We start from the raw sequence: 20,688 nt of genomic DNA on the forward strand, positions 1-20,688 counted from the left end.
TGACTCAGCCGTCGGAGCCATCCGTGTCAGCAGCATTCGCCTCGGGAGGCGTATCATTGGATGTCGTCAATGCGCCGTTTTCCCAAACACCGGTTTCCTCTTCGCCGTTGGCATAGCGCATGGTGCCGTTGCCCTGACGTTTGGCGTCGACGAAGCTGCCTTCGTAGACGTCACCGCTTGGGTATGTAGCGATGCCGTCGCCAGTGATCTTTCCATTGGTCCACTGGCCAGAATAGCTGAATCCGTTCGACATAACGATTTCACCCTGTCCATGGCGCTTGCCTGCGTCGAAATCGCCGGAATAAGTAGTGCCATCGGGATAGGTTGCCAAGCCCTTGCCCTGACGCAGGCCCTCAACCCAATCTCCGTCATAGCTGTAGCCGTCGGCTGAGGTCAGGATGCCTTTGCCATGGTTCGTGGCGTTCTTGAACTGACCCCTGTAGACCGTGCCATTGGGATAGGTCGAAACCCCTTGACCTTCGATCACTCCGGCAATCCAGTCACCATCATATGTCGAGCCGTCCGTATAGGTGATGCGACCTTTGCCTTCGGCCAGATCAGCTCTGAAATCACCCACATAGATGGACCCGTCCGGATAAGTCACCTCGCCCAGCCCTTCGATCAGGCCACCGGTCCATTCGCCGGTGTAAACGTAGCCATCTGTTCCGGTATATGTCCCCTGACCATGGCGAAGGTCATCGGCATAGTTGCCTTCGTAAACATCGCCGTTCGCATAGATCACCTTACCCTGGCCCTGGCGGCGGCCGTCGGCCAGCGTGCCTTCATAGACGTCGCCATTGACGTAGGACAGGCGCCCGGTTCCGGTGATACGGTCTTCGGCCCAGTCGCCGACATAGGTCATCCCGTCGGGCAAGGTCAGGCTGCCCTGACCGTGGCGCTGACCGCCCTTTACGTCGCCCTCATACACGCCGCCCTCGGCATAGGTGATCTTGCCCTTGCCGTCTATGACGTCGTCAACCCACTCCCCGTCATAGCTATACCCGCTGGGATCGGTCATCACGCCTTTGCCGTGGTAGCGGCCGTTTTTAAAGTTGCCTTCAAAGCGCGCGCCGTTGGCATAGACTGCGACACCCGCACCAGTGATCGTGCCGTCGGCCCATTCACCGTCATAACTGCCACCATCGGCATAGATGATCTTTCCGCGCCCCTCGGGTTTGCCCTTGGCAAACATCCCTTCATAGATTGAGCCGTTGACATAGCGGGCAATCCCCTTGCCCTGAATCTCACCCTCGGCCCATTCTCCGCTGTATTCGAACCCATTGGGCAGACGATATGTGCCGGTTCCGTGGCGTAGGCCATTTTGGAACGTGCCTTCATAAACACCGCCGACTTCATCGTCTTTGGTAATTACCTGACCGTCCTGCGCGGCGGCGCCTGCAGCAATCAGGGCGATTGCAGATGCGGCAATGGAAATGCGAAAAGCGTTCATGATCGGTCCTGCGTGCCCGGTATTTCATCCCTGTTGCGCAAAACTAAGGTACCCTTGGGGGCAGAGCAACGTGTTTTGCCGCATTTGCCTTTCACTTGCGCGATGATCTGCTAAATGGCTGTAAGACTGACGAGGGCAAGAGGGCACCATGGCCGACCGTTTCCGCATCACTCTGGCGCAACTCAACCCCACTGTAGGGGATATCGACGGCAACGCGGCCAAGGCGTTGACTGCATGGCAGCAGGCGCGCGAGGCCGGGGCCGATCTGGTGGCCTTTCCCGAAATGTTTATCACCGGATACAACACGCAGGATCTGATAATGAAGCCTGCGTTCCATCGGGCCGCGATGGCGGCGGTTGAGGATTTGGCCAAAGAATGCGCCGATGGCCCCGCCATGGCGATTGGTGGGCCCTGGGCGGAAGATGGCAATCTTTTCAATGCGTACCTAATCCTCAAGGGCGGGCGGATCAGTAGCAAATCGCTGAAACATCACCTGCCCAATGAAACCGTGTTCGACGAAGTGCGCCTGTACGATGCCGGGCCTCTGGGCGGTCCCTACGCGGTTGGCAACACCCGCATCGGCAGCCCGATTTGCGAGGACAGCTGGCATCCCGACGTGGCTGAAACGCTTGAGGAAACCGGGGCTGAGTTCCTGCTGATCCCCAACGGCTCACCCTATTTCCGGAACAAATACGACGTGCGCTTGAACCATATGGTGGCGCGCGTGGTGGAAACCGGCCTGCCGCTAATTTATCTGAACATGGTTGGCGGTCAGGATGATCAGGTGTTCGACGGGGCTACATTTGGCCTGAACCCGGGTGGAGAGCTGGCGTTTAGGATGCCTGTCTTTGACGAAGCCGTGACGCATATCGATCTGGAGCGTGGTGGTGATGGCTGGCGCATCGTACCTGCCGAGATCGTGCCGCAACCCGAGGTATGGGAGCAAGATTATCGCGCTATGGTGCAATCCCTGCGCGACTATATGGGCAAGACCGGCTTCAATAAGGCGCTGCTGGGTCTGTCGGGCGGGGTCGATTCCGCTTTGGTCGCGGCCATTGCGGTAGATGCCATCGGGGCCGAGAATGTCCGTTGCGTGATGCTGCCATCGGAATATACCAGCCAGGCGTCGCTGGATGATGCCGAAGCGGTCGCCAAGGCGCTGGGCGTCGACTATGACTATGTGCCGATTTCTGACAGCCGTGCGGCAGTGACCGAAACGCTGGCACCGCTGTTCACGGGGCGCGAGGCGGACTTGACCGAAGAGAACATCCAGTCCCGCCTGCGTGGGCTGTTGCTGATGGCGATTTCGAACAAATTTGGCGAGATGCTACTGACCACTGGCAACAAATCCGAGGTCGCGGTGGGCTATGCCACCATCTATGGCGACATGAACGGCGGCTATAATCCGATCAAGGATCTGTACAAAACCCGTGTGTTCGAGACCTGTCGCTGGCGCAATGCAAATCACCGCGACTGGATGATGGGGCCTGCCGGCGAAGTAATTCGCCCTTCGGTCATCGACAAGCCCCCAAGCGCTGAGCTGCGCGAAGACCAGAAGGACAGCGACAGCCTGCCCGACTATCCGGTTCTGGACGCCATTTTGGACATACTGGTCGACCGCGACGGGTCGATCGACGATTGTGTCGCTGCCGGATTTGACGCGGCCGACGCGCGCCGAGTCGAGCATCTGATCTATATCAGCGAATACAAACGCTTTCAGTCCGCCCCCGGAACCCGCCTGACGCATCGGGCCTTTTGGTTGGACCGCCGCTATCCGATTGTGAATCGCTGGCGGGATAAGGGCTGAACTGCTCCTCAATCTTTCAAGCCTAAGATGTGTTTCTCGGTTGGCGTCAGTGTGCCTGATCAATTGGATATTGTTTCAAAATTTTGGATAACATCTTATTTTTTCAGCCGATCAGAGAACTGATGGCTTGAAATTTAGACATGTTTTTGACACATTTTAGCTTAATTCACGCCCCAACTGGGGCGGTACGACCTTATTTCGAAAGTTCGAACTGTGTCGTATCTGGTGCTGGATGTTTGAGTTAACGAGTTGGTGTTATTATGTATGAGAGATATGACAAACCGCTACATCCGCCTTTAAGGTACAAAGCCATGGAATCCGAGGCTCGGGTTCTGGACGAGGCCAAGGTGGATTCTGCAATTGCGGATCTTCTTCGCGACGAAGAGCCTGAGGAGCCCGAGGCGAAATCCGAAAGAGCGCCGACCGTTTTTCCTGAACTGCCCCAACAGGCTGAGATGGATGAAGAGGTCAACGCGAAAGACAGCGGGTTGGGGGCGACCCTACGCCAGAAACTGGCCGAGCTGCGCGGCGCAGCTTAATTTTCAGGTAATTCCGAACGGATTGGCGTGAGTATTCTCGCGCCTATTGGCGTGATCGCCACAGCTTTTGAAAATCATCGGCCGTGCGGCACATGGCATGTTGCCTGCGCGCCCACTCCGCGCCTTCATGGCGATCTGAGCCATGAAGTAAGAGCGGTTGATGCCCGGTCCCAAACCAACCCCCGTTGAACCTGATTTGCACCTGCCCAAATCCGTAGATGTTGTTGTCATTGGCGGCGGTATAATCGGCGCATCGACCGCGTTGGAGTTGTCTGAACGCGGTGCGTCGGTTCTGTTGTGTGAAAAGGGGCAGATCGCGGGCGAGCAAAGCTCTCGTAACTGGGGGTGGGTGCGTTTGGGCATGCGCGACCCTCGTGAAATCCCACTGATGGTCGAAGCACTGCACCTGTGGCAAGGGATGGATCAACGGACCGGCCGCAAGACTGGTTATACCCGTGCGGGCATCCTCTTTGGGGCATCGGGTAAGCGCGGCAGCGGAAACCTAGAACGCTGGCTGCGTCATGTCGACGGGTTGCAGACAGGTGCGAAATTGGTTGCCGGGGCTGAGTTGAACGTGCTGCTGCCCAGCGGTGAAACAGAGTTTGATTGCGCCCTCTATATGCCGCAGGACGGTCGGGCCGAGCCACAATGGGCCGCCCCCGCCATCGCCGAGGCAGCACGGGATCGGGGCGCGGTGCTGATGACCAATTGCGCTGTGCGCAGTGTTGATGTTTCGGCTGGCCGTGTTGCTGGTGTGTTCACCGAGCGTGGCCGGGTGGCGTGTGACTATGTGGTTTTGGCGGGTGGTGCGTGGTCTCGTCTGTTTGCCAGGAATGCCGGGATTGATCTGCCACAACTCAAGGTTTTGAACACGGTTCTGCGCACGTCACCAGTCGTGGGCCCTGAAACGGCGCTTTGGGCGGATGAGTTCGCCATGCGTAAGCGTGCGGATGGGGGGTATACAATTGCGTCCGGTCGCGAGAATACAGTCGATATCGTGCCCGACAGTTTTCGTATGGCGCGTCAATTCTTGCCCGCATTTGCGCAGGAATGGCGGTCATTGCGTTTTCGGTTATCCGGCCGCTGGCGCACTGAGGCGCAGCAGGACCAGAGCTGGCTGCCAACCGATGTGACGCCATTCGAAAAGTGCCGCGTGTTGGACCCTGAGCCTTCGGCAAAAGTGCTGCGACGGGCGTGGTCCAAAGCACGTAAAGCGTTTCCCGCGTTGCAACAGGCTGAGATCGTTCAAAGCTGGGCGGGCATGATAGACGTGACGCCGGACGCGGTGCCGGTGATCTCGGAGGTGGAGGAGATCGCAGGGATGTACATCGCGACGGGGTTTTCCGGCCATGGGTTCGGTATCGGCCCGGCGGCAGGCCGTCTAATGGCCGATCTAGTCGCCGAAACCACGCCATGCGTCGATCCGGCCGCTTTTCGCCTGTCCCGTTTCACGGATGGCTCAAGAGTGCGGCCGGACCCTGGATATTAGGGCTTAGCCCATCATCTGATAGCTGACCGGGACAAAGCGGAACCCGTCGCCGCGAGTTTCGACAAAGCCAGCCGCGGGGAACGGCATATGATAGCCGATCATTGGCACCTTGTCGGCCGCCAGCATACCCAGCACGTTGCGGCGTGATGCGGTGGCTGCAGCCTTGTCCATGTCAAAACGCACTTCCCACTCGGGGTGAGCAAAGGACCAGACGTAGTGATTGGCCAGATCCGCCGTCAGCACCAGACGCTGACCGTTGCTTTCCAGATGATAAACCGTGTGACCCGGAGTATGCCCATAGGCCGCAACTGCGGTGATGCCCGACGCGACCTCGCCCCCATCTTCGACAAAGGTCATCTTCTCGGCCAGCGGTGTCACCTTTGCTGCTACCAGATCGCCCACGCGGTTGCCCGCGTCCTGCGCGGCCCAGAAATCATATTCCGGAGATGCGGTGACATAGCGCGCATTGGGGAAGGTCGGCGCGTCGTTCGTGGTCATGCCGCCGATATGGTCGGGGTGCATATGGGTAATGACAACAACATTGACCTGATCCGGCGTTACGCCCGCATCCGCCAGTGCGGCCTGGATTCCGCCCTGACCCAGACCTGTGTCGAACAGAACCAGTTCAGACCCGGTATTGACCAGCGTCGGGGTGAAGAAGAACTGCGCCACATCCGGCGAGATGAAGTTATCTGCCGAGACCTTGGCAAAATCTTCGTCCGAGGCACCGCCACCGAAGATATCTTTAGCACCGTCGCGGGGCAGGCTACCGTCCAAAAGTGTAGTGACGGTGAAGTCGCCCAGCGTAAAAGATTTGGCGATGGTCGAATTGGCCTTGGTCTCGGACCCTGCGGCCAACAGCGGGGTTGCGGCGGCTGCAAATGGCAAAGCGGCCGCGGATCCCAGTGCCGCGCGGCGTGTGAGTTTGATGGTCATTATGGTTCTCCCTGTCAGAACACCCTTAATGGAAATAGGTCGGTGACGTTCTCTTGCCAGTTTATACCCCGAAGATATGGGCTGCGTGGATGAATATTGCGTGTTAATTTTTGTTTATGCCGCGATCTGAGAACAAGACCGTCCCGACGAGCCAGAGTGTTGATAGCTTTCTTGCCGGAGTTCAGCCCCCGGGAAAGGCGGAGGACGCGAAAGTTCTGGATGGGCTTTTTCGCAAGGTGACGGGGTTCGCGCCGCTCATGTGGGGGCCATCGATCGTGGGTTATGGCCGCTATCACTATCGCTATAAATCCGGGCGCGAGGGGGATTTTCTGGCCACCGGGTTTTCCCCGCGAAAGTCCGCACTGTCGATTTACATCATGCCCGGTTATGCGGATTTCGGGGATATCCTGTCGCGTCTGGGCAAGCACAAGTTGGGTAAATCCTGTCTTTATGTGAACAAGCTGGCGGATATTGATCTGGACGTTCTGGCCGAGCTGATCCGTGCCGGTTTGGCAGACCTTGATCGACACTGGCCGGTGCAGCCGACCTGAACGGCTCTGCTGGACAAATGGCGCATCCTGTGACATGAGCCGCGCCAACAGGAGAACTCCATGACCACCACCCGTTTTGCCCCGTCGCCCACCGGTTTCATCCATGTGGGCAACCTGCGCACCGCCCTGATGAACTATCTGATCGCCCGCAAGGCAGGCGGTACGTTTATCCTGCGTATCGACGACACCGACCCTGAGCGGTCGAAGGAAGAATATGTCGACGCCATCAAGCAGGATCTGGAATGGTTGGGCCTGCATTGGGACCGGGTCGAGCGTCAGTCTGACCGGCTGGACCGCTATGCCGAGGCCGCCGACAAGCTGCGCGAAATGGGTCGTTTCTATGAGGCGTTCGAGACACCAACCGAGCTGGACCTCAAGCGCAAGAAACAGCTGAACATGGGCAAACCGCCGGTCTATGACCGCGCCGCGCTGAACCTGTCGGATGCCGAGAAAGAGGCGCTGCGGGCTGAACGTGGCAACGGCGTCTGGCGGTTCAAGCTGGATCACGAGCGGATCGAGTGGACCGATGGCATTCTGGGCGACATCTCAATCGATGCGGCTTCGGTGTCCGATCCGGTGCTGATCCGGGGCGATGGTCAGGTTCTCTATACGATCGCGTCGGTGGTCGACGATACTGAGATGGGCGTCACGGATGTGGTGCGCGGCTCGGATCACGTAACCAACACCGCGACACAAATTCAGATCATTAAGGCGCTGGGCGGCACGTGCCCGCGTTTTGCGCACCACTCGCTGCTGACCGGTCCGCAGGGTGAGGCACTGTCAAAGCGTCTGGGCACATTGGCCCTGCGCGACCTGCGTGAACAAGGCGTGCAGCCGATGGCTCTGCTGAGCCTGATGGCGCGTCTGGGTTCGTCCGATCCGGTTGAACTGCGTTCGGACATGGCCGAATTGATCGAAGGTTTTGACGTGAACCGTTTCGGGGCTGCGCCAACCAAGTTCGACGTGCAGGACCTGTTTCCGCTGACCGCGAAACACCTGCAATCTCTGCCCCTGGCTGACGTTGCGGACGCCGTTGCCGACGCAGGCGTTCCGGCAGATCTGGCTGAGCCGTTCTGGACAATGGCGCGCGAAAACATCACCACACTGGCCGATCTGAAAGGCTGGTGGGAGCTATGCCGTGACGGGGCTGAACCTCTGATCGCAGATGAGGATCGTGAGTTCATCGCCGAGGCGGTCGCCTTGCTGCCCGAGGGTCCGTTCGACGGTGAAACCTGGGGCGCCTGGACCAAGGCCGTGAAAGAGACCACGGGCCGCAAAGGCAAAGGCCTATTCATGCCGCTGCGCAAGGCGCTGACAGGGATGGAGCGGGGGCCGGAAATGGCAACCCTGCTACCGCTGTTGCAGGTGATCCGCGCGCGCGGGTGAATGCAGCGACCCAGTACTCATCAGTCTAGAACACGAATGAGGCAGGCAGACCGTCTGCCTTATTTTGTTGGCCAGGCTGCAGAATTTGTGCAGACACCTGTTGCAGGCGATCATCCACCATTTCGATCTCGGCTGGTTTTAACTGCTGGTGACGCGGATACCGAGGTTCGGCGCGATCATTCAGAATAGGTGCGCCCCAGCCGTCAGTGGTTGCAAAAAACCGATCAACCCCGTTTGGACCGAACGCGCGCAGGTAGCCCTGCACCACCACGTCGATATAGCTGAGTAGTAAGGGGTGATGGTTACTCGGTTCGGTGTGACGGTCATGGGGCACTGCATAGACGGCAATTTCAACGTCATGGGTCAGGGGATGCGTGACCGCCTGTGTGGTAGGCACTCGGTCATAAGCCCATTCTCGTTCATCCAGCGCCGCCCAGTCGTTTTTAGGGACATGGGCGATCATCCCCTCGATCTCGCACTCGGGGTCCGGGATCGCAGTCAAAAAGGCCACCGGGCGTAGGTCCGTATGTCGCCAGGCCCGCCGCCATCCTTTTAACCGCGCCGGATGCGGATCGGGAAAATCGTGGGTCGAAAGGTTCACAAGGCTGCCATAGCCAAAGAAATAGGGGTCTGCCACGGGCTCAAGTCCTTTTAAGCAATTGATGTATGTCAAACAGCTTTTTTCCCAGACATGCAATAAGGACGCATGTTGTAGTTAGGGAGGCCATCATGCGGATTACCAAACGGACGAACATAGCGGTGCGCTTGTTGATGTATTGCGCCGCACACCAGGATCGGTTGGTGACCAAGGCTGAGATTGCCGATGTGTGCAATATCTCGGAAAATCATCTGGCGCAGGTGATCAATCAACTGAGCCAGCTGAACTACCTGAGTACGCAACGGGGCCGTAATGGCGGCATGGCGTTGGCACACCCGGCTGATGAGATTCGCATCGGGTCGGTCTTCCGCCATGTCGAGGGCAATGTGCCAATTGCCGAGTGTTTTGCTGATGCCGACAACACGTGCCCACTAACCGATGCCTGTCGGTTACGGGTGGCCCTGCAAGACGCGGCCGAAGCGTTTTACGCCTCGCTGGACGATATTACGCTGGACGCGCTGGTCTGTGACAACGACCGGCTGTTGCAGATCCTGCAACCGGTGGCCTGCGTTCGTTAATCGGTGGTCCGCAGGATGCGGGCGGGACGTACCGCCAATGGGCGCAGGGCAAAGACAAGGCCCGCGCCCAGTGTCACTAGGATTCCGGCCAGCACAATGCCTAGGGCCGAAGTCCAAATGACCGTGAACCCGGTGTCAAAGATATAGGTGGCGACGGCCCAGCCTCCCAGAATTCCCGTCAGCAGAGCGACGACTCCGGCTGCGGCCCCGAGCAGGATCGAACGCAGGGCAAAACTGAACAGGATACGCCGCCGGTCCGCGCCTAACGTCTTGAGGATCGCGGATTCGTAGCGGCGCGCGGTTTCGCCCGCCGCGGCGGCTCCGATCAGGACCAGAAAGCCCGTCAGCAGGGACACACCTGCGCCATAGGATGTTGCCGCCGCCAGCCTGGCCAACAAACCTGCGACACGGTCAATCGCGTCACGCACACGGATCGCGGTGATGTTGGGATATTGCTCGGCCAGATCACGCAGAATGGCGGCCTCGGCCTGTTCTTCGGCATAGACGGTGGCGATAAAGCTATGCGGAGCCCCGGCCAGCGCCGAGGGGTTCATCGACATGATGAAACCGATACCAGCGGTCGAAAAATCAACCTCGCGCAGAGAGGTGATTTCGGCGGTGATGTCCCGGCCAAGGATGTTCACGGTCAACTCGTCGCCTAAGGACAGGCCCATTTCCTCAGCCTCTTCTGCCGCGAAACTGACCTGCGGCGGACCAGAATGGTCATCGGGCCACCAATTACCTGCCGTGACTCGGGTGTTTTGTGGCGGAGCGCCGGAATAAGTCACGCCCCGGTCGCCATCCAGTACCCAGTGGTCGCCGGCCACTTCACGAGCGGGACGGCCATTGATCTGCGTGATGATCCCCCGCAGCATTGGCGCGCTTTCAATTCGGGTGACAGCCGGGTCAGATTCCAGCCGATCGGTAAAACCCGGCATCTGGTCTTTCTGGATGTCGACGAAGAAATAGGATGGTGCCACGTCCGGTAGATTGCCCGCAATTGCGTTGCGCAGGGTACCGTCAATCTGTCCGACGGCGGCCAGTACCGAAAGCCCCAACCCTAGGGACAGCACGACTGAGGCAGCGCCTTCGCGCGGGTCCGAGATGGCCGACAGGGCCCATCGCAGGGCCGGGCGGCCGCGTGCCGGTGTGGTTCCGATACGAGCCAATTTGCGGATCAGCAAGGCCGACAGAGACAGCAGAAGCAGCGCACCGACCAGCCCTGCGGCGGTCCAGAGGGTCAGGTGGGCCGAATCACTGAACCAGGATGCTGATGCGACCAGCAGGGCCAGCCCGATACCGGTTGCCAGAATGAAACCCGCGCGAGGGAGGGCGCGAGCCGAAGACAACGCATCGCGGAACAGGGTCGCGGCACGAACCTCTTCTGTTCGCGCGAGGGGCCAGAGGGTGAAGAGGAATGCTGTCAGAACCCCATACAGCGCCGCTTCGACCAGTGGGCGGATATAGAGCGAGAAAACCGCCGGGATGGGTAGGCGCGCCTCGATCAGTGGGGCCAACAGCAGGGGAACCAGCCCGCCCAATGCGATGCCCAGAACAATACCGATGCCGGACAAAACACCAATCTGGATCATATAGGTTTGAAAGATCGTCGCGCGATCCGCCCCCAAAGTGCGCAGGGTGGCGATGGTTTCGGTCTTTTGCCCCAGATAGGCCCTGACGGCGGCAGACACCCCGATCCCGCCTACTGCCAGACCAGAGAGCCCCACAAGAACCAGAAAGGCGCTGAGGCGCGTGACAAATTCCGCAATCCCAGGGGCGCCATTTCGGGCGTCAGTCCAGCGCATGCCGGTACCGTCAAAATTCTGCTGAGCCGTGGCGGCCAAGGTGGCCAAGTCGCTATCCGGGGGCAAAGTCAGTCGATATTTGGTGGAGAATAACGTTCCCGGCGCCAACAGACCCGACGCCTGCAAGTCTTTGGTCCGTACCAGAGTGCGTGGTCCCAACCCGAACCCGTCGGCAGCCCCGTCCGGTTCGTGGATCAGGGCGGCGGTCAGGACAAACTCCTGCGTGCCAAGGGCAAAACGGTCTCCGACAGATAAACCCAGTCGATCAATCAGCACCGGGTCCATGACCGCTCCGGGCAGGTCCTGAGCACCATCCAGAGCGGTGGCCAGGGGTCGATCAGGGTCCAGCACGGGTGTGCCTACTAATGGATAGGTTGCATCCACTGATTTCACTTGCGTCAGCGCGCGCTGGGTGCCCTCTTCTTGCCGGACCACGGCCATCGAGCGGAAGTCGACCACCTCGGAAACAACCGTTGAGGTCTGTTCCATCCAGTCAAGCTCATCCTCAGTGGCGAACCGATAGGTGAATTCCAGCTGGGCGTCGCCACCCAGCAGCGCGGCACCTTCCTGGGTCAACCCTGTTTGGATGGCCTGACGCACGGACCCGACAGCGGCGATGGCGGCGACACCAAGTGCTAGACAGGCCAGAAACACGCGAAAGCCGCGCACGCCACCGCGCAGTTCGCGCCGCGCTAGGCGGCCAGCCAGCCGCAGGCTCATTCTGCGGCCTCTTGCTGAACGTCCTCGGCAATCGTTCCGTCCCGCAACCGCACAACCCGGTCGCATTTGCGCGCCAGACTGTGGCTGTGCGTGACCAGAACCAGCGTTGCACCGTGTTTGTCACGCAGGCCGAACAACAGGTCGACAATGGCCGCGCCGGTTGCATCGTCCAAATTTCCCGTGGGTTCATCTGCCAACAGAATCTGAGGCCGCGGGGCCGATGCCCGAGCCAGCGCTACCCGTTGCTGCTCACCCCCTGACAACTGCGCCGGATAATGATCGCGCCGATGGGACAGGCCGACCGCTTCCAGCTCGGCCTCGGCGCGGTCGAACGCATCCCTGTGTCCTGCCAGTTCCAATGGCGTAGCCACGTTTTCCAAAGCCGTCATCGTCGGGATCAGGTGGAAGTTCTGGAACACTACCCCCATCGTGTCACGCCGGAACCGGGCCAAAGCGTCTTCGTCCATGTCCGTCAGATCACGGCCAAGGGCGGTGATTTTGCCAGCCGTTGCCAGCTCCAGCCCGCCCATCAGCATCAGAAGCGAGGACTTACCAGATCCGGAGGGACCCACCAGCCCCAGAGTCTCACCTTTGGTCACGGTCAGGGTGATGTCATGCAAGATATTCACCCGCCCGGCATTGCCATCCAGCGACAAAGCGGCATTTTGTAGCGAAAGAACAGGTGTCGTCATAGGGTTTTCCAAACGGGGGCGGTCAATTGGGATATGGAGCGGTTCTGATGGTACGCAAGGCCTTGATGTCGGTGCTGTTTATCTGTTGCAGCTTTGTCGCCACAGCCGAAGAGGTGGTAATCGCAGCCTTAGGCGATTCCCTGACCCAAGGCTATGGGTTGCCGGAACAGGACGGGTTTGTGCCGCAGTTGGACCGGTGGTTGCGGGCTCAGGGCGTCGATGTACGCCTGATCAATGCCGGTGTGTCTGGCGATACTACGGCCGGAGGGGCCGCGCGGGTGGTCTGGACCCTGACGCCGGACGTGGACGGGGTGATTGTAGCGCTAGGCGGCAACGATCTGCTGCGTGGGCTCGACCCGGCTGTATCGCGCGCAAATCTTGAGACAATTGTCAAAGCGGCCGATGGTTCTGAGGTCGATGTGCTGCTGGTCGGGATGCAGGCGCCGGGGAACTACGGGGCGGATTACAAAGAGGCGTTCGATTCGATCTACCCCGACCTGGCGGCAGCGTATGAAACGGGCTATGCGCCCAGTTTTTTTGAAGGCCTAACCGCTGCGGGCGATCCGGACGCCGCCCGCCGTTACATGCAATCAGATGGCATTCACCCGAACGCCGAAGGAGTGGCACGGATTGTTGAAAATCTGGGGCCACATGTGCTGGAGCTAGTAAGCGCCACCCGACAGTGATCAGACGACAGTGACGACGGTGCCGATAGGCACACGTTCATACAGATCGACCACATGCGAATTCAGCATACGGATACAACCATTCGACGCTGCTCGTCCTATGGTTTGCGGCTGCGTGGTGCCGTGAATACGGAAATAGGTGTCGACGCCGTTCTGGAACAGATACAGCGCTCGCGCCCCCAGCGGATTATCGCCTCCACCGGGTTGGACATAATCGTTGTCCTTGAATTTGGCATAGGTGACGGGTTCGCGTTCGATCATCTCATCGGTCGGGCGCCAGGTTGGCCATTCCTTCTTGACGTCTATCGTGGCGGTGCCTGTAAATTCCAGTCCAGCTTTGCCCACCCCGCACCCATAGCGGATCGCTTTGCGTGGTTCGGTGACATAGTACAGGTAGAAAGACCGGGGAACGACAAGCAACTGGCCCGGCAAGAACTCTTTCTTGATCCGGACGAATTGCGGCGTGGGATCGTATTCGAAAGCTTTTTGCTTGGCCAAAGCAACACCCGGCACAAGGCTGGCGGCGGCAGATGCTGTTAGGAACGTACGGCGAGTGAACATGGCTGCTCTCTTCAACAAAACAGAAAAATCTTGACCCTAATGTCGGAATGATAACCGATCTGGTCAATCGCCGCAGAGAAGTAACTTGAATGTGATGTATTCGCCGGGACACACCTGCGAACTACTATCAGACGCAGGGCGTGTCGTTCGGCAAGAAAAAGGGCAGAGGAATACTCTGCCCTTTCATCGGCTTACGCCAGTTCGATGTTGTCGGCGCTTTCGCGGCCGTCACGACCCGAGCGCAGCTCGTACGTGACTTTCTGGTTGTCGGCCAGGCCGGTCAGGCCCGAGCGTTCGACTGCAGAAATGTGTACGAAGATGTCTTTGCCGCCATCTTCGGGTGCAATAAAGCCGTAGCCTTTGGTGGTGTTGAACCATTTTACGGTGCCTGCGGGCATATCCGTTGTCTCCTGTTTAGTGCTGCCCACGGTGTTGCGGCAGCCCGGCGTCGTTGTCTGTATCGATAGACTGAGCGCCGTAGAAGGAGACAGTAGGTCGAAATAGAAAAACGTGTGCCCGTCAGATATGGCATTTGCATAAGCGCAGGGCAAGAGAAGGCTACAGGTGTTATCCTTTAGTAGGCGAAAGGCCGACCAGTGACCCTCAATTGGAAATCGGTAATTCTTCCACGGTCGTACGGTATTGCTTGGATGCCATAAAGCATCGCGGCAATAGTTCGACCACTGCGTCTATCGGATCATACACCCGGTCAGCAGACTCTTTGAGATCCTCCGGAATGTCCTTTGGTACGCGCTCGCGCCGCGCAGGAGGTTTAAAGTCCAGTCCGGTAAATCGTGAGATGGTTTCCTGATGTTCCCATAGCGCATCATAATGAACGCACAAAACAGGGACATCTTCGAATGTCACCCACTCCTTGATCTGACGCGCCTGCTGCAACACGTCGCGCTGGAACAGTTCGTCATAGGTGCCGATGGCGTGCAGGTTATAAAAATGCTTTTCAATCCAGTCTGCGCCGTATCTTTCCAACGCTGAATAGACAGAAAGCGCGGAATCCTTAGCGGACCCGAAACAAAACACGACCCGAGTATTCTCGGGCCATGAAGATAACGGCTGAGGGTAATCGTGAGTCTTGTATACACATGGCGCGTAGAAAGTTGCTTCGTCAAACCGAGCGATGAAATTCGACCTTTTAGCAGCGGCCCGATCAATATCCTTCAATGATTCAGTCAGAGCCAAAAAGGTCATAGTGCTGCCAGAACGCCCATTGCTGGCCACGATGACACAGTTTTCCGGCGTGTTTTTCGGAATGCGTAGCAAACTCCGCGGCGCCAAACGTCTGCGTACGCTACGCTTCCACTTGTCTATGCGCGCTTCAATGAAACCAATCATCGCGCGAACTTTTTATGCTTCAGCCGCTTGGGTTCCAGCGCATCCGGTCCCAGACGGCGTTTTTTGTCCTCTTCATAGTCTTCGAAGTTGCCCTCGAACCATTCCACATGGGCATCACCTTCGAAGGCCAGGATATGCGTGCAAATCCGGTCAAGGAAGAAGCGGTCGTGGCTGATGACCACGGCGCAGCCGGCGAAATCAACCAACGCGTCTTCCAAAGCACGCAGGGTTTCGACGTCCAGATCATTGGTCGGTTCGTCGAGCAGCAGGACATTGCCGCCTTCTTTCAGCAGCCGGGCCATGTGGACACGGTTACGTTCACCGCCTGAAAGCAGCGAGACTTTTTTCTGCTGATCGCCACCCTTGAAATTGAAGGACGAGCAATATGCGCGGGAATTGACCTGCGCGTCGCCCAGCTGGATGATCTCGGCGCCGCCGGTGATTGCTTCCCAAACGGTGTCGTTGTCCTTGAGGTCGTCGCGAGACTGGTCAACGTAGGACAGCTCGACCGTGTCGCCCAGCGTAATAGTGCCACTGTCGGGCTGCTCCTGCCCGGTGAGCATTTTGAACAACGTCGATTTACCAGCGCCGTTGGGGCCGATAACGCCGACAATGCCACCGGGGGGCAGGGCAAAGTCCAACCTTTCGATCAACTGCTTGTCGCCCATGTGTTTCGACAGACCCTCGACCTCGATCACCTTGCCGCCAAGGCGCTGGCCGTTGGGGATGACGATCTGGGCGCGGGTCAGTTTTTCGCGCTCGGACTGCTCGGCCAGTTCGTTATAGGCGTTGATCCGGGCCTTGGATTTGGCCTGACGGGCCTTCTGGCCCTGACGCATCCATTCCAATTCGCGCTGCAGGGTCTTCTGCTTGGACTTGTCCTCGCGTGCTTCCTGCTCCAGCCGTTTGGCTTTTTGTTCCAGCCATGCGGAGTAATTGCCCTCATAAGGAATGCCGCGGCCCCGGTCGAGTTCGAGGATCCAGCCGGTGATGTCGTCCAGGAAATAGCGGTCGTGGGTGACGATCAGGATGGTGCCCTTGTAGTCGATCAGGTGCTGTTGCAGCCAGGCGATGGTTTCGGCGTCCAGGTGGTTGGTTGGTTCGTCGAGCAGCAGCATGTCGGGCGCTTCGAGCAGCAGCTTGCAGAGCGCCACGCGGCGTTTCTCACCGCCCGAGAGGTTGGCGATGTTGGCGTCGTCCGGCGGGCAGCGCAGCGCTTCCATCGAGACGTCGATCTGGCTGTCGAGGTCCCACAGGTTTTCCGCATCAATCGCGTCCTGCAGGGTGGTCATTTCCTCCATCAGCTCGTCCGAGTAATTCTCGGCGATTTCCATGGCGATTTCGTTGAACCGGTCTACCTTGGCTTTTTTCGCGGCCACGCCCAGCATGACATTTTCGCGAACAGACAGCGTTTCATCCAGCTGCGGCTCCTGCGGCAGATAGCCGACTTTGGCACCTTCGGCGGCCCATGCCTCACCGGAGAAATCGGTGTCGAGGCCCGCCATGATCTTCATCAGAGTCGATTTACCCGCGCCGTTGACGCCGACGACACCGATTTTCACACCGGGCAGAAAGCTCAGGTGGATGTTTTCAAAGCACTTCTTGCCACCAGGATAAGTCTTGGAGACACCCTGCATGTGGTAGACATATTGATAGGCGGCCATGTCGCGTCCTTTGGGTCGGGGAAATCTGGTTGAGCCGCTAGATATCCAAGCGAGGCGGGCGGGGCAAGCTGGTGGTTTTGTGAATTTCTAACGATGCTGAATTCAATTAGACCTATTCAACAGAATGGGAGGAGCATTTTGTCGGAGTTGGCAAAACTAATTGCTGGTTGGGCGCAACAAGGGAAAGTTGGTTGGATTGGCCAGCGCCCTGAGCGGCGGGCTGAGATTGAGATTGTGGATGCGGCCACGATATCGGCCACTGGTATAGACGGGGACCGTAGCCGGACAGGCAGGCGCGCAGTAACGCTGATCCAGCAAGAGCATCTGGCGGCGATCGGTTCTTTTCTGGGGCAAGGCCCTGTCGCACCCGAAACGCTGCGGCGCAATCTGGTGGTTTCGGGGATCAATCTGGCGGCGCTCAAGGGGCGTGATGTGCAGGTGGGCGAGGCGATTCTGCGCTTTACCGTCATCTGCGCGCCGTGCAGCCGGATGGAGGAGGCGCTGGGCAAGGGCGGCTATTCTGCCGTGCGTGGGCACGGGGGATGGTGTGCCGAGGTCATCAGGCCCGGACGGATCCGGTTGGGTGACGTGGTGCAACCTGTTGATTGACAAGCCGCTTCAGTTCTGAACATCAGCAAAGGATGTTGCGAAGCGCTATTCCATATGCACGGCCCGGGCAGGTCGTTGGGTTGTTCGGTGGGTCTTTTGATCCGCCGCATCAAGGGCATGTGCATGTCTCGCTTGAGGCAATGAAGGCGTTTGGACTGGACCGGGTTTGGTGGCTGGTGTCTCCGGGCAATCCGTTAAAGGCCCGTGGACCGGCGCCGCTAAAGCGGCGGATCATGGCCGCGCGCGAGGTTATGCAGCACCCCAAGGTCGAGGTAACGGACATCGAGGCGCTGACGAGGACACGAGCAACGGCGGATACGCTGGCGGCTCTGCAAAAGCTTTATCCGCAAGTACGATTTGTCTGGCTGATGGGCGCGGATAATCTTGCGCAGTTTCATCGCTGGAAGGATTGGCGACGGATCATGAACAGCGTGCCGGTGGGCGTGGTGGCAAGGCCGGGGGATCGGATTTCAGCGCGGATGTCACCTGCGGCACGTCTTTACGCCCGATACCGGATCGACGGTCAGGCGCGGCATTTGCTGGGTAGGGCGCAGGCACCGGCGTGGTGTTTCGTGAATGTGCCAATGGTCGATGTCAGCTCGACCGAAATCCGCACACGCGGCGGCTGGGATGGCGGGGTGTTGCCTGAATAGCCCCCCTGCGGGCATAATCACATTCAGTGGTTGTTTGCCTGTGATCTCTGGGATTTTAATTGACCCATGGTTGATCGTCTTTCACGTCGTTTGTTTCTTGCGGGCCTGGGGGCCTCGATTGCACCGGGTTCTGCGCTGGCCGATGCTCCTGTCCAATCCTTGCGACCGCAACTGCGAGGAGACTTGCCCAGTGGGGCCGAGCGTCTTATCCAGTCCGCAGGGTTGCGAGGGGAGGTCGTGTTTGCGGTGGCGGACGTTGAGACCGGCACGCAGGTTGAGGCGTTTGGCGGCGATCAGGGTCTGCCGCCCGCAAGTGTCGCCAAAGCACTGACTGCGCTTTATGCCTTGGATGTTCTGGGCGCGGATTACCGATTTGAAACCACCTTGATGGCGGGCGGTCCGATTGAGAATGGGGTGTTGAACGGCGACCTGATTCTTGTCGGCGGCGGAGACCCGTTGCTGGATACTGATGATCTCGCCACGATGGCCGCCAACCTGCGCGAGGCCGGAATCACCGAGGTGCGCGGGGCATTCAAGGTTTTTGACGGGGCGTTGCCCTATGTGTTCAGCATTGACCCCGGACAGCCGGATCATCTGGGCTATAGCCCAGCCATCAGCGGCATCTCACTCAATTTCAATCGCGTCCATTTCGAATGGAAGCGCGCCGGTGCCAATTACGACGTGACCATGGATGCGCGCACAGCCCGGTACACTCCGTCTGTGGATATGGCGTCGATGCAGGTCGAAAAACGCAGTTTGCCGATCTACACCTATCAGCCAAGTGCGCGGCAGGATCGCTGGACCGTCGCCCGAAGTGCGTTGGGCAATGGTGGCGCGCGGTGGCTACCTGTTCGCAAACCCGCGCTTTATGCAGGGGATGTGTTTCGCACTCTGGCGCGGGCCAATGGCATCGTGCTTGGGCGCGTGCAAATCACGCGGCAGGTACCGCAGGGCACAGTCTTAGTGGTTCATCAGAGTGATCCGTTGCAGAGTATCTTGCGAGGTATGCTGAAATACTCGACTAATATAACGGCGGAAATGGTCGGCATGACGGCTTCGAAAGCGCGCAGGGCAGATATTCAGAGCCTCGCCGATTCTGCTACAGAGATGAACCGCTGGGCAGCTGAGACTTATGGCGTGACGGGAATCGCGATGGTGGATCATTCGGGGCTCGGCGATGCGTCGCGTGTGGCGCCCGAAGATTTTGTCACTGCGCTGGTGGCCGCGCGCAAGGATGGGGCGTTGCGCCCTCTACTCAAGAAGTTCACCTTGCTGGACCGGCAGGGGCGACCGGTCAAGGATCACCCGATCAAGGTGGATGCCAAGACCGGGACGCTGAATTTTGTGTCGGGACTGGGTGGTTTCATGACCGCGCCCGATGGCTCGGAACTGGCTTTTGCGATCTTTACCGCCGATGTTGACCATCGCGCGACAATCCCCCGCGCACTGCGCGAGCGCCCGGACGGCGCGCGCAGCTGGAACAGCAGGTCGCGCAAGCTGCAACGCGCGTTGATCGAACGCTGGGGAAGCTTACAGGGTAGCTAGGATTAGGTCGTATGACGCGCCCGGGCACCACGCTCAATAGCAGCGGCGTGCAGACGGTCGATGTTCAACTCATAGCGGATTTCTTCCAGCAGGCGCAGTTCGGTTTCCGCCAGAGACCCATCCGCAGCCGCCACATCGCAGGCCAGCGCATAAGCAGTTTCATTCAGCCGTTCGGGCAGGTTTTCGCGGATCAGTCCGAACAGGGCGTCCAGCCCGTCCTCTTGTTCGAACAGGTCGAACACAGTTTGTGAAACACGACGCGTGCGGTCGATATCGTACTCGGCAAAGACAGGCAGCATGTTGACCGCGCCTTCGATCTTGACCAGCTCGGCCGTGCGAATGGTTTCATCCGATGCAGAGACCGCGACCATGATCGCAACCAGGCAATCCTGTGGGGACATCGGGTGGGGTACTTGTTCGGTCATGGTGTCGTCCTGATTGGGCAATTCTGCGCTTGCACGATAGGAGGGCTGGCGGGCAGGTTCAACGGATTTTACCGCTGACCCGGTCAGAGAATGGGCAGCGGACCGCGCGTTTTGGTCTGACGCAGCACGAAATTGCTGCGCGTGTCGCGAACCAGACCGGATTTCAGCAGCCGTTGCATGATGAAATGTTCTAGATCCTCGGGCGTCTTGGCATAGACTTTCAGGATAAAATCGTGGTCCCCGGTGATCGAGGCGCATTCGACGATTTGCGGCTCGGTTTCGACCAGTCGCAGGAATGAGGTGATGCTGCCTTCTTGATGATCCCGCAATGCGACGTGGACATAGGCGATGGCATCCAGCCCGACCGACTTGGCCCGCACCTGCGCAATGTAGCCGGACACCACGCCAGACGCTTCCAGATCACGCACACGCCGCCAGCATTGCGAAGCGGAAAGGCCGGTTCGGTCAGCAAGCTCTTGCATGGACAGGCGGCCGTTGGTCTGCAGCTCTTGTAGGATGGCAATATCGGCCGTTTGGAGAGTTTGTTTCAAAAAACATTACCTTTCGATACATATACGCCAAAATACTAAGAATTCAGCGGTTATCCAAATCAAAATCTTCAAGTCGCGTGGCTATACTTTTCC

The 20,688-nt window shown here is 58.8% G+C and carries 21 protein-coding genes; 10 read left to right on the forward strand and 11 right to left on the reverse strand.

All coding sequences use genetic code 11. The features are described 5' to 3' along the window. Nucleotides 1-4: 4 nt before the first annotated feature. Complete coding sequence (locus tag ACR0DT_RS15000) at nucleotides 5-1,450, reverse strand: MORN repeat-containing protein (RefSeq protein ID WP_480711525.1); 1,446 nt, start codon at nucleotides 1,448-1,450, stop codon at nucleotides 5-7. Nucleotides 1,451-1,598: 148 nt separating this feature from the next. Between ACR0DT_RS15000 and ACR0DT_RS15005 the strand changes: the two genes are divergently transcribed. The 3 genes from ACR0DT_RS15005 (at nucleotide 1,599) to ACR0DT_RS15015 (ending at nucleotide 5,285) form a co-directional block, all read left to right on the forward strand. Further along, entirely contained in the window at nucleotides 1,599-3,257 is a 1,659-nt protein-coding gene (locus tag ACR0DT_RS15005; RefSeq protein WP_480711526.1) for an NAD+ synthase, read from the forward strand. 311 nt (nucleotides 3,258-3,568) lie between these two features. Beyond that, on the forward strand, nucleotides 3,569-3,796 hold the full coding sequence (locus ACR0DT_RS15010; RefSeq protein ID WP_480711527.1) for a hypothetical protein: 228 nt from the start codon (nucleotides 3,569-3,571) through the stop codon (nucleotides 3,794-3,796). A gap of 160 nt (nucleotides 3,797-3,956) precedes the next feature. Continuing rightward, complete coding sequence (locus tag ACR0DT_RS15015; protein WP_480711528.1) at nucleotides 3,957-5,285, forward strand: NAD(P)/FAD-dependent oxidoreductase; 1,329 nt, start codon at nucleotides 3,957-3,959, stop codon at nucleotides 5,283-5,285. Nucleotides 5,286-5,288: 3 nt separating this feature from the next. Here the strand turns inward: ACR0DT_RS15015 and ACR0DT_RS15020 are convergent, their stop codons facing one another. After that, nucleotides 5,289-6,221, reverse strand: coding sequence for an MBL fold metallo-hydrolase (locus tag ACR0DT_RS15020; protein ID WP_480711529.1), 933 nt, complete (start codon nucleotides 6,219-6,221; stop codon nucleotides 5,289-5,291). A gap of 116 nt (nucleotides 6,222-6,337) precedes the next feature. Here ACR0DT_RS15020 and ACR0DT_RS15025 point away from each other — a divergent pair, with 116 nt between their 5' ends. Together ACR0DT_RS15025 and gltX are read left to right on the forward strand one after the other, a co-directional pair. Then, on the forward strand, nucleotides 6,338-6,772 hold the full coding sequence (locus ACR0DT_RS15025) for a DUF1801 domain-containing protein (protein WP_480711530.1): 435 nt from the start codon (nucleotides 6,338-6,340) through the stop codon (nucleotides 6,770-6,772). Nucleotides 6,773-6,832: 60 nt separating this feature from the next. Continuing rightward, nucleotides 6,833-8,158, forward strand: coding sequence for a glutamate--tRNA ligase (gene gltX, locus ACR0DT_RS15030; protein WP_480711531.1), 1,326 nt, complete (start codon nucleotides 6,833-6,835; stop codon nucleotides 8,156-8,158). 25 nt (nucleotides 8,159-8,183) lie between these two features. On the opposite strand, the gene ACR0DT_RS15035 is transcribed toward gltX, so the two are convergent. Further along, nucleotides 8,184-8,795: a gamma-glutamylcyclotransferase family protein gene (locus tag ACR0DT_RS15035; protein ID WP_480711532.1), complete on the reverse strand. Its 612-nt coding sequence runs from the start codon at nucleotides 8,793-8,795 to the stop codon at nucleotides 8,184-8,186. Between the two features lie 92 nt (nucleotides 8,796-8,887). Between ACR0DT_RS15035 and ACR0DT_RS15040 the strand changes: the two genes are divergently transcribed. After that, nucleotides 8,888-9,334: an RrF2 family transcriptional regulator gene (locus ACR0DT_RS15040; RefSeq protein WP_480711533.1), complete on the forward strand. Its 447-nt coding sequence runs from the start codon at nucleotides 8,888-8,890 to the stop codon at nucleotides 9,332-9,334. On the opposite strand, the gene ACR0DT_RS15045 is transcribed toward ACR0DT_RS15040, so the two are convergent. Continuing rightward, nucleotides 9,331-11,859: an ABC transporter permease gene (locus ACR0DT_RS15045; RefSeq protein ID WP_480711534.1), complete on the reverse strand. Its 2,529-nt coding sequence runs from the start codon at nucleotides 11,857-11,859 to the stop codon at nucleotides 9,331-9,333. The genes ACR0DT_RS15040 and ACR0DT_RS15045 overlap by 4 nt on opposite strands. Continuing rightward, on the reverse strand, nucleotides 11,856-12,551 hold the full coding sequence (locus ACR0DT_RS15050; RefSeq protein WP_480711535.1) for an ABC transporter ATP-binding protein: 696 nt from the start codon (nucleotides 12,549-12,551) through the stop codon (nucleotides 11,856-11,858). The genes ACR0DT_RS15045 and ACR0DT_RS15050 overlap by 4 nt, the downstream gene beginning before the upstream one ends. 47 nt (nucleotides 12,552-12,598) lie before the next feature. Between ACR0DT_RS15050 and ACR0DT_RS15055 the strand changes: the two genes are divergently transcribed. Further along, nucleotides 12,599-13,237, forward strand: coding sequence for an arylesterase (locus ACR0DT_RS15055; RefSeq protein ID WP_480711536.1), 639 nt, complete (start codon nucleotides 12,599-12,601; stop codon nucleotides 13,235-13,237). Here the strand turns inward: ACR0DT_RS15055 and ACR0DT_RS15060 are convergent, their stop codons facing one another. From ACR0DT_RS15060 to ettA, 4 genes are all read right to left on the reverse strand, one after another. Beyond that, nucleotides 13,238-13,798 (reverse strand): L,D-transpeptidase, encoded by a 561-nt coding sequence (locus tag ACR0DT_RS15060; RefSeq protein WP_480711537.1) that lies wholly within the window; start codon nucleotides 13,796-13,798, stop codon nucleotides 13,238-13,240. A 191-nt stretch (nucleotides 13,799-13,989) separates the two neighbouring features. Beyond that, nucleotides 13,990-14,196, reverse strand: a complete 207-nt coding sequence (locus tag ACR0DT_RS15065; RefSeq protein WP_170378838.1) for a cold-shock protein — start codon at nucleotides 14,194-14,196, stop codon at nucleotides 13,990-13,992. A 205-nt stretch (nucleotides 14,197-14,401) separates the two neighbouring features. After that, on the reverse strand, nucleotides 14,402-15,148 hold the full coding sequence (locus tag ACR0DT_RS15070) for a hypothetical protein (RefSeq protein ID WP_480711538.1): 747 nt from the start codon (nucleotides 15,146-15,148) through the stop codon (nucleotides 14,402-14,404). Further along, a complete protein-coding gene (ettA, locus tag ACR0DT_RS15075; RefSeq protein ID WP_480711539.1) occupies nucleotides 15,145-16,812 on the reverse strand; it encodes an energy-dependent translational throttle protein EttA in 1,668 nt (555 codons plus the stop codon). Before ettA ends, ACR0DT_RS15070 begins: the two co-directional genes overlap by 4 nt. A 138-nt stretch (nucleotides 16,813-16,950) precedes the next feature. On the opposite strand from ettA, the gene ACR0DT_RS15080 reads away from it, so the two are divergent. From ACR0DT_RS15080 to dacB, 3 genes are all read left to right on the forward strand, one after another. After that, nucleotides 16,951-17,421, forward strand: coding sequence for an MOSC domain-containing protein (locus ACR0DT_RS15080; RefSeq protein ID WP_480711540.1), 471 nt, complete (start codon nucleotides 16,951-16,953; stop codon nucleotides 17,419-17,421). Between the two features lie 32 nt (nucleotides 17,422-17,453). Next, nucleotides 17,454-18,074 carry a nicotinate-nucleotide adenylyltransferase gene (locus tag ACR0DT_RS15085; RefSeq protein ID WP_480711541.1) on the forward strand — a complete coding sequence of 207 codons (621 nt, stop codon included), beginning with the start codon at nucleotides 17,454-17,456 and terminating at the stop codon, nucleotides 18,072-18,074. Nucleotides 18,075-18,140: 66 nt separating this feature from the next. After that, the gene (dacB, locus tag ACR0DT_RS15090) at nucleotides 18,141-19,619 is read left to right on the forward strand and encodes a D-alanyl-D-alanine carboxypeptidase/D-alanyl-D-alanine endopeptidase (protein WP_480711542.1); all 1,479 of its coding nucleotides are present in this window, start codon (nucleotides 18,141-18,143) and stop codon (nucleotides 19,617-19,619) included. Between the two features lie 2 nt (nucleotides 19,620-19,621). Here the strand turns inward: dacB and ACR0DT_RS15095 are convergent, their stop codons facing one another. Together ACR0DT_RS15095 and ACR0DT_RS15100 are read right to left on the reverse strand one after the other, a co-directional pair. Further along, nucleotides 19,622-20,044, reverse strand: coding sequence for a tellurite resistance TerB family protein (locus tag ACR0DT_RS15095; protein WP_170488914.1), 423 nt, complete (start codon nucleotides 20,042-20,044; stop codon nucleotides 19,622-19,624). 83 nt (nucleotides 20,045-20,127) lie between these two features. Next, nucleotides 20,128-20,595 (reverse strand): Lrp/AsnC family transcriptional regulator, encoded by a 468-nt coding sequence (locus ACR0DT_RS15100; protein WP_480711543.1) that lies wholly within the window; start codon nucleotides 20,593-20,595, stop codon nucleotides 20,128-20,130. Between the last annotated feature and the right edge of the window lie 93 nt (nucleotides 20,596-20,688).

The organism is Ruegeria sp. BI11 (genome assembly GCF_056538005.1).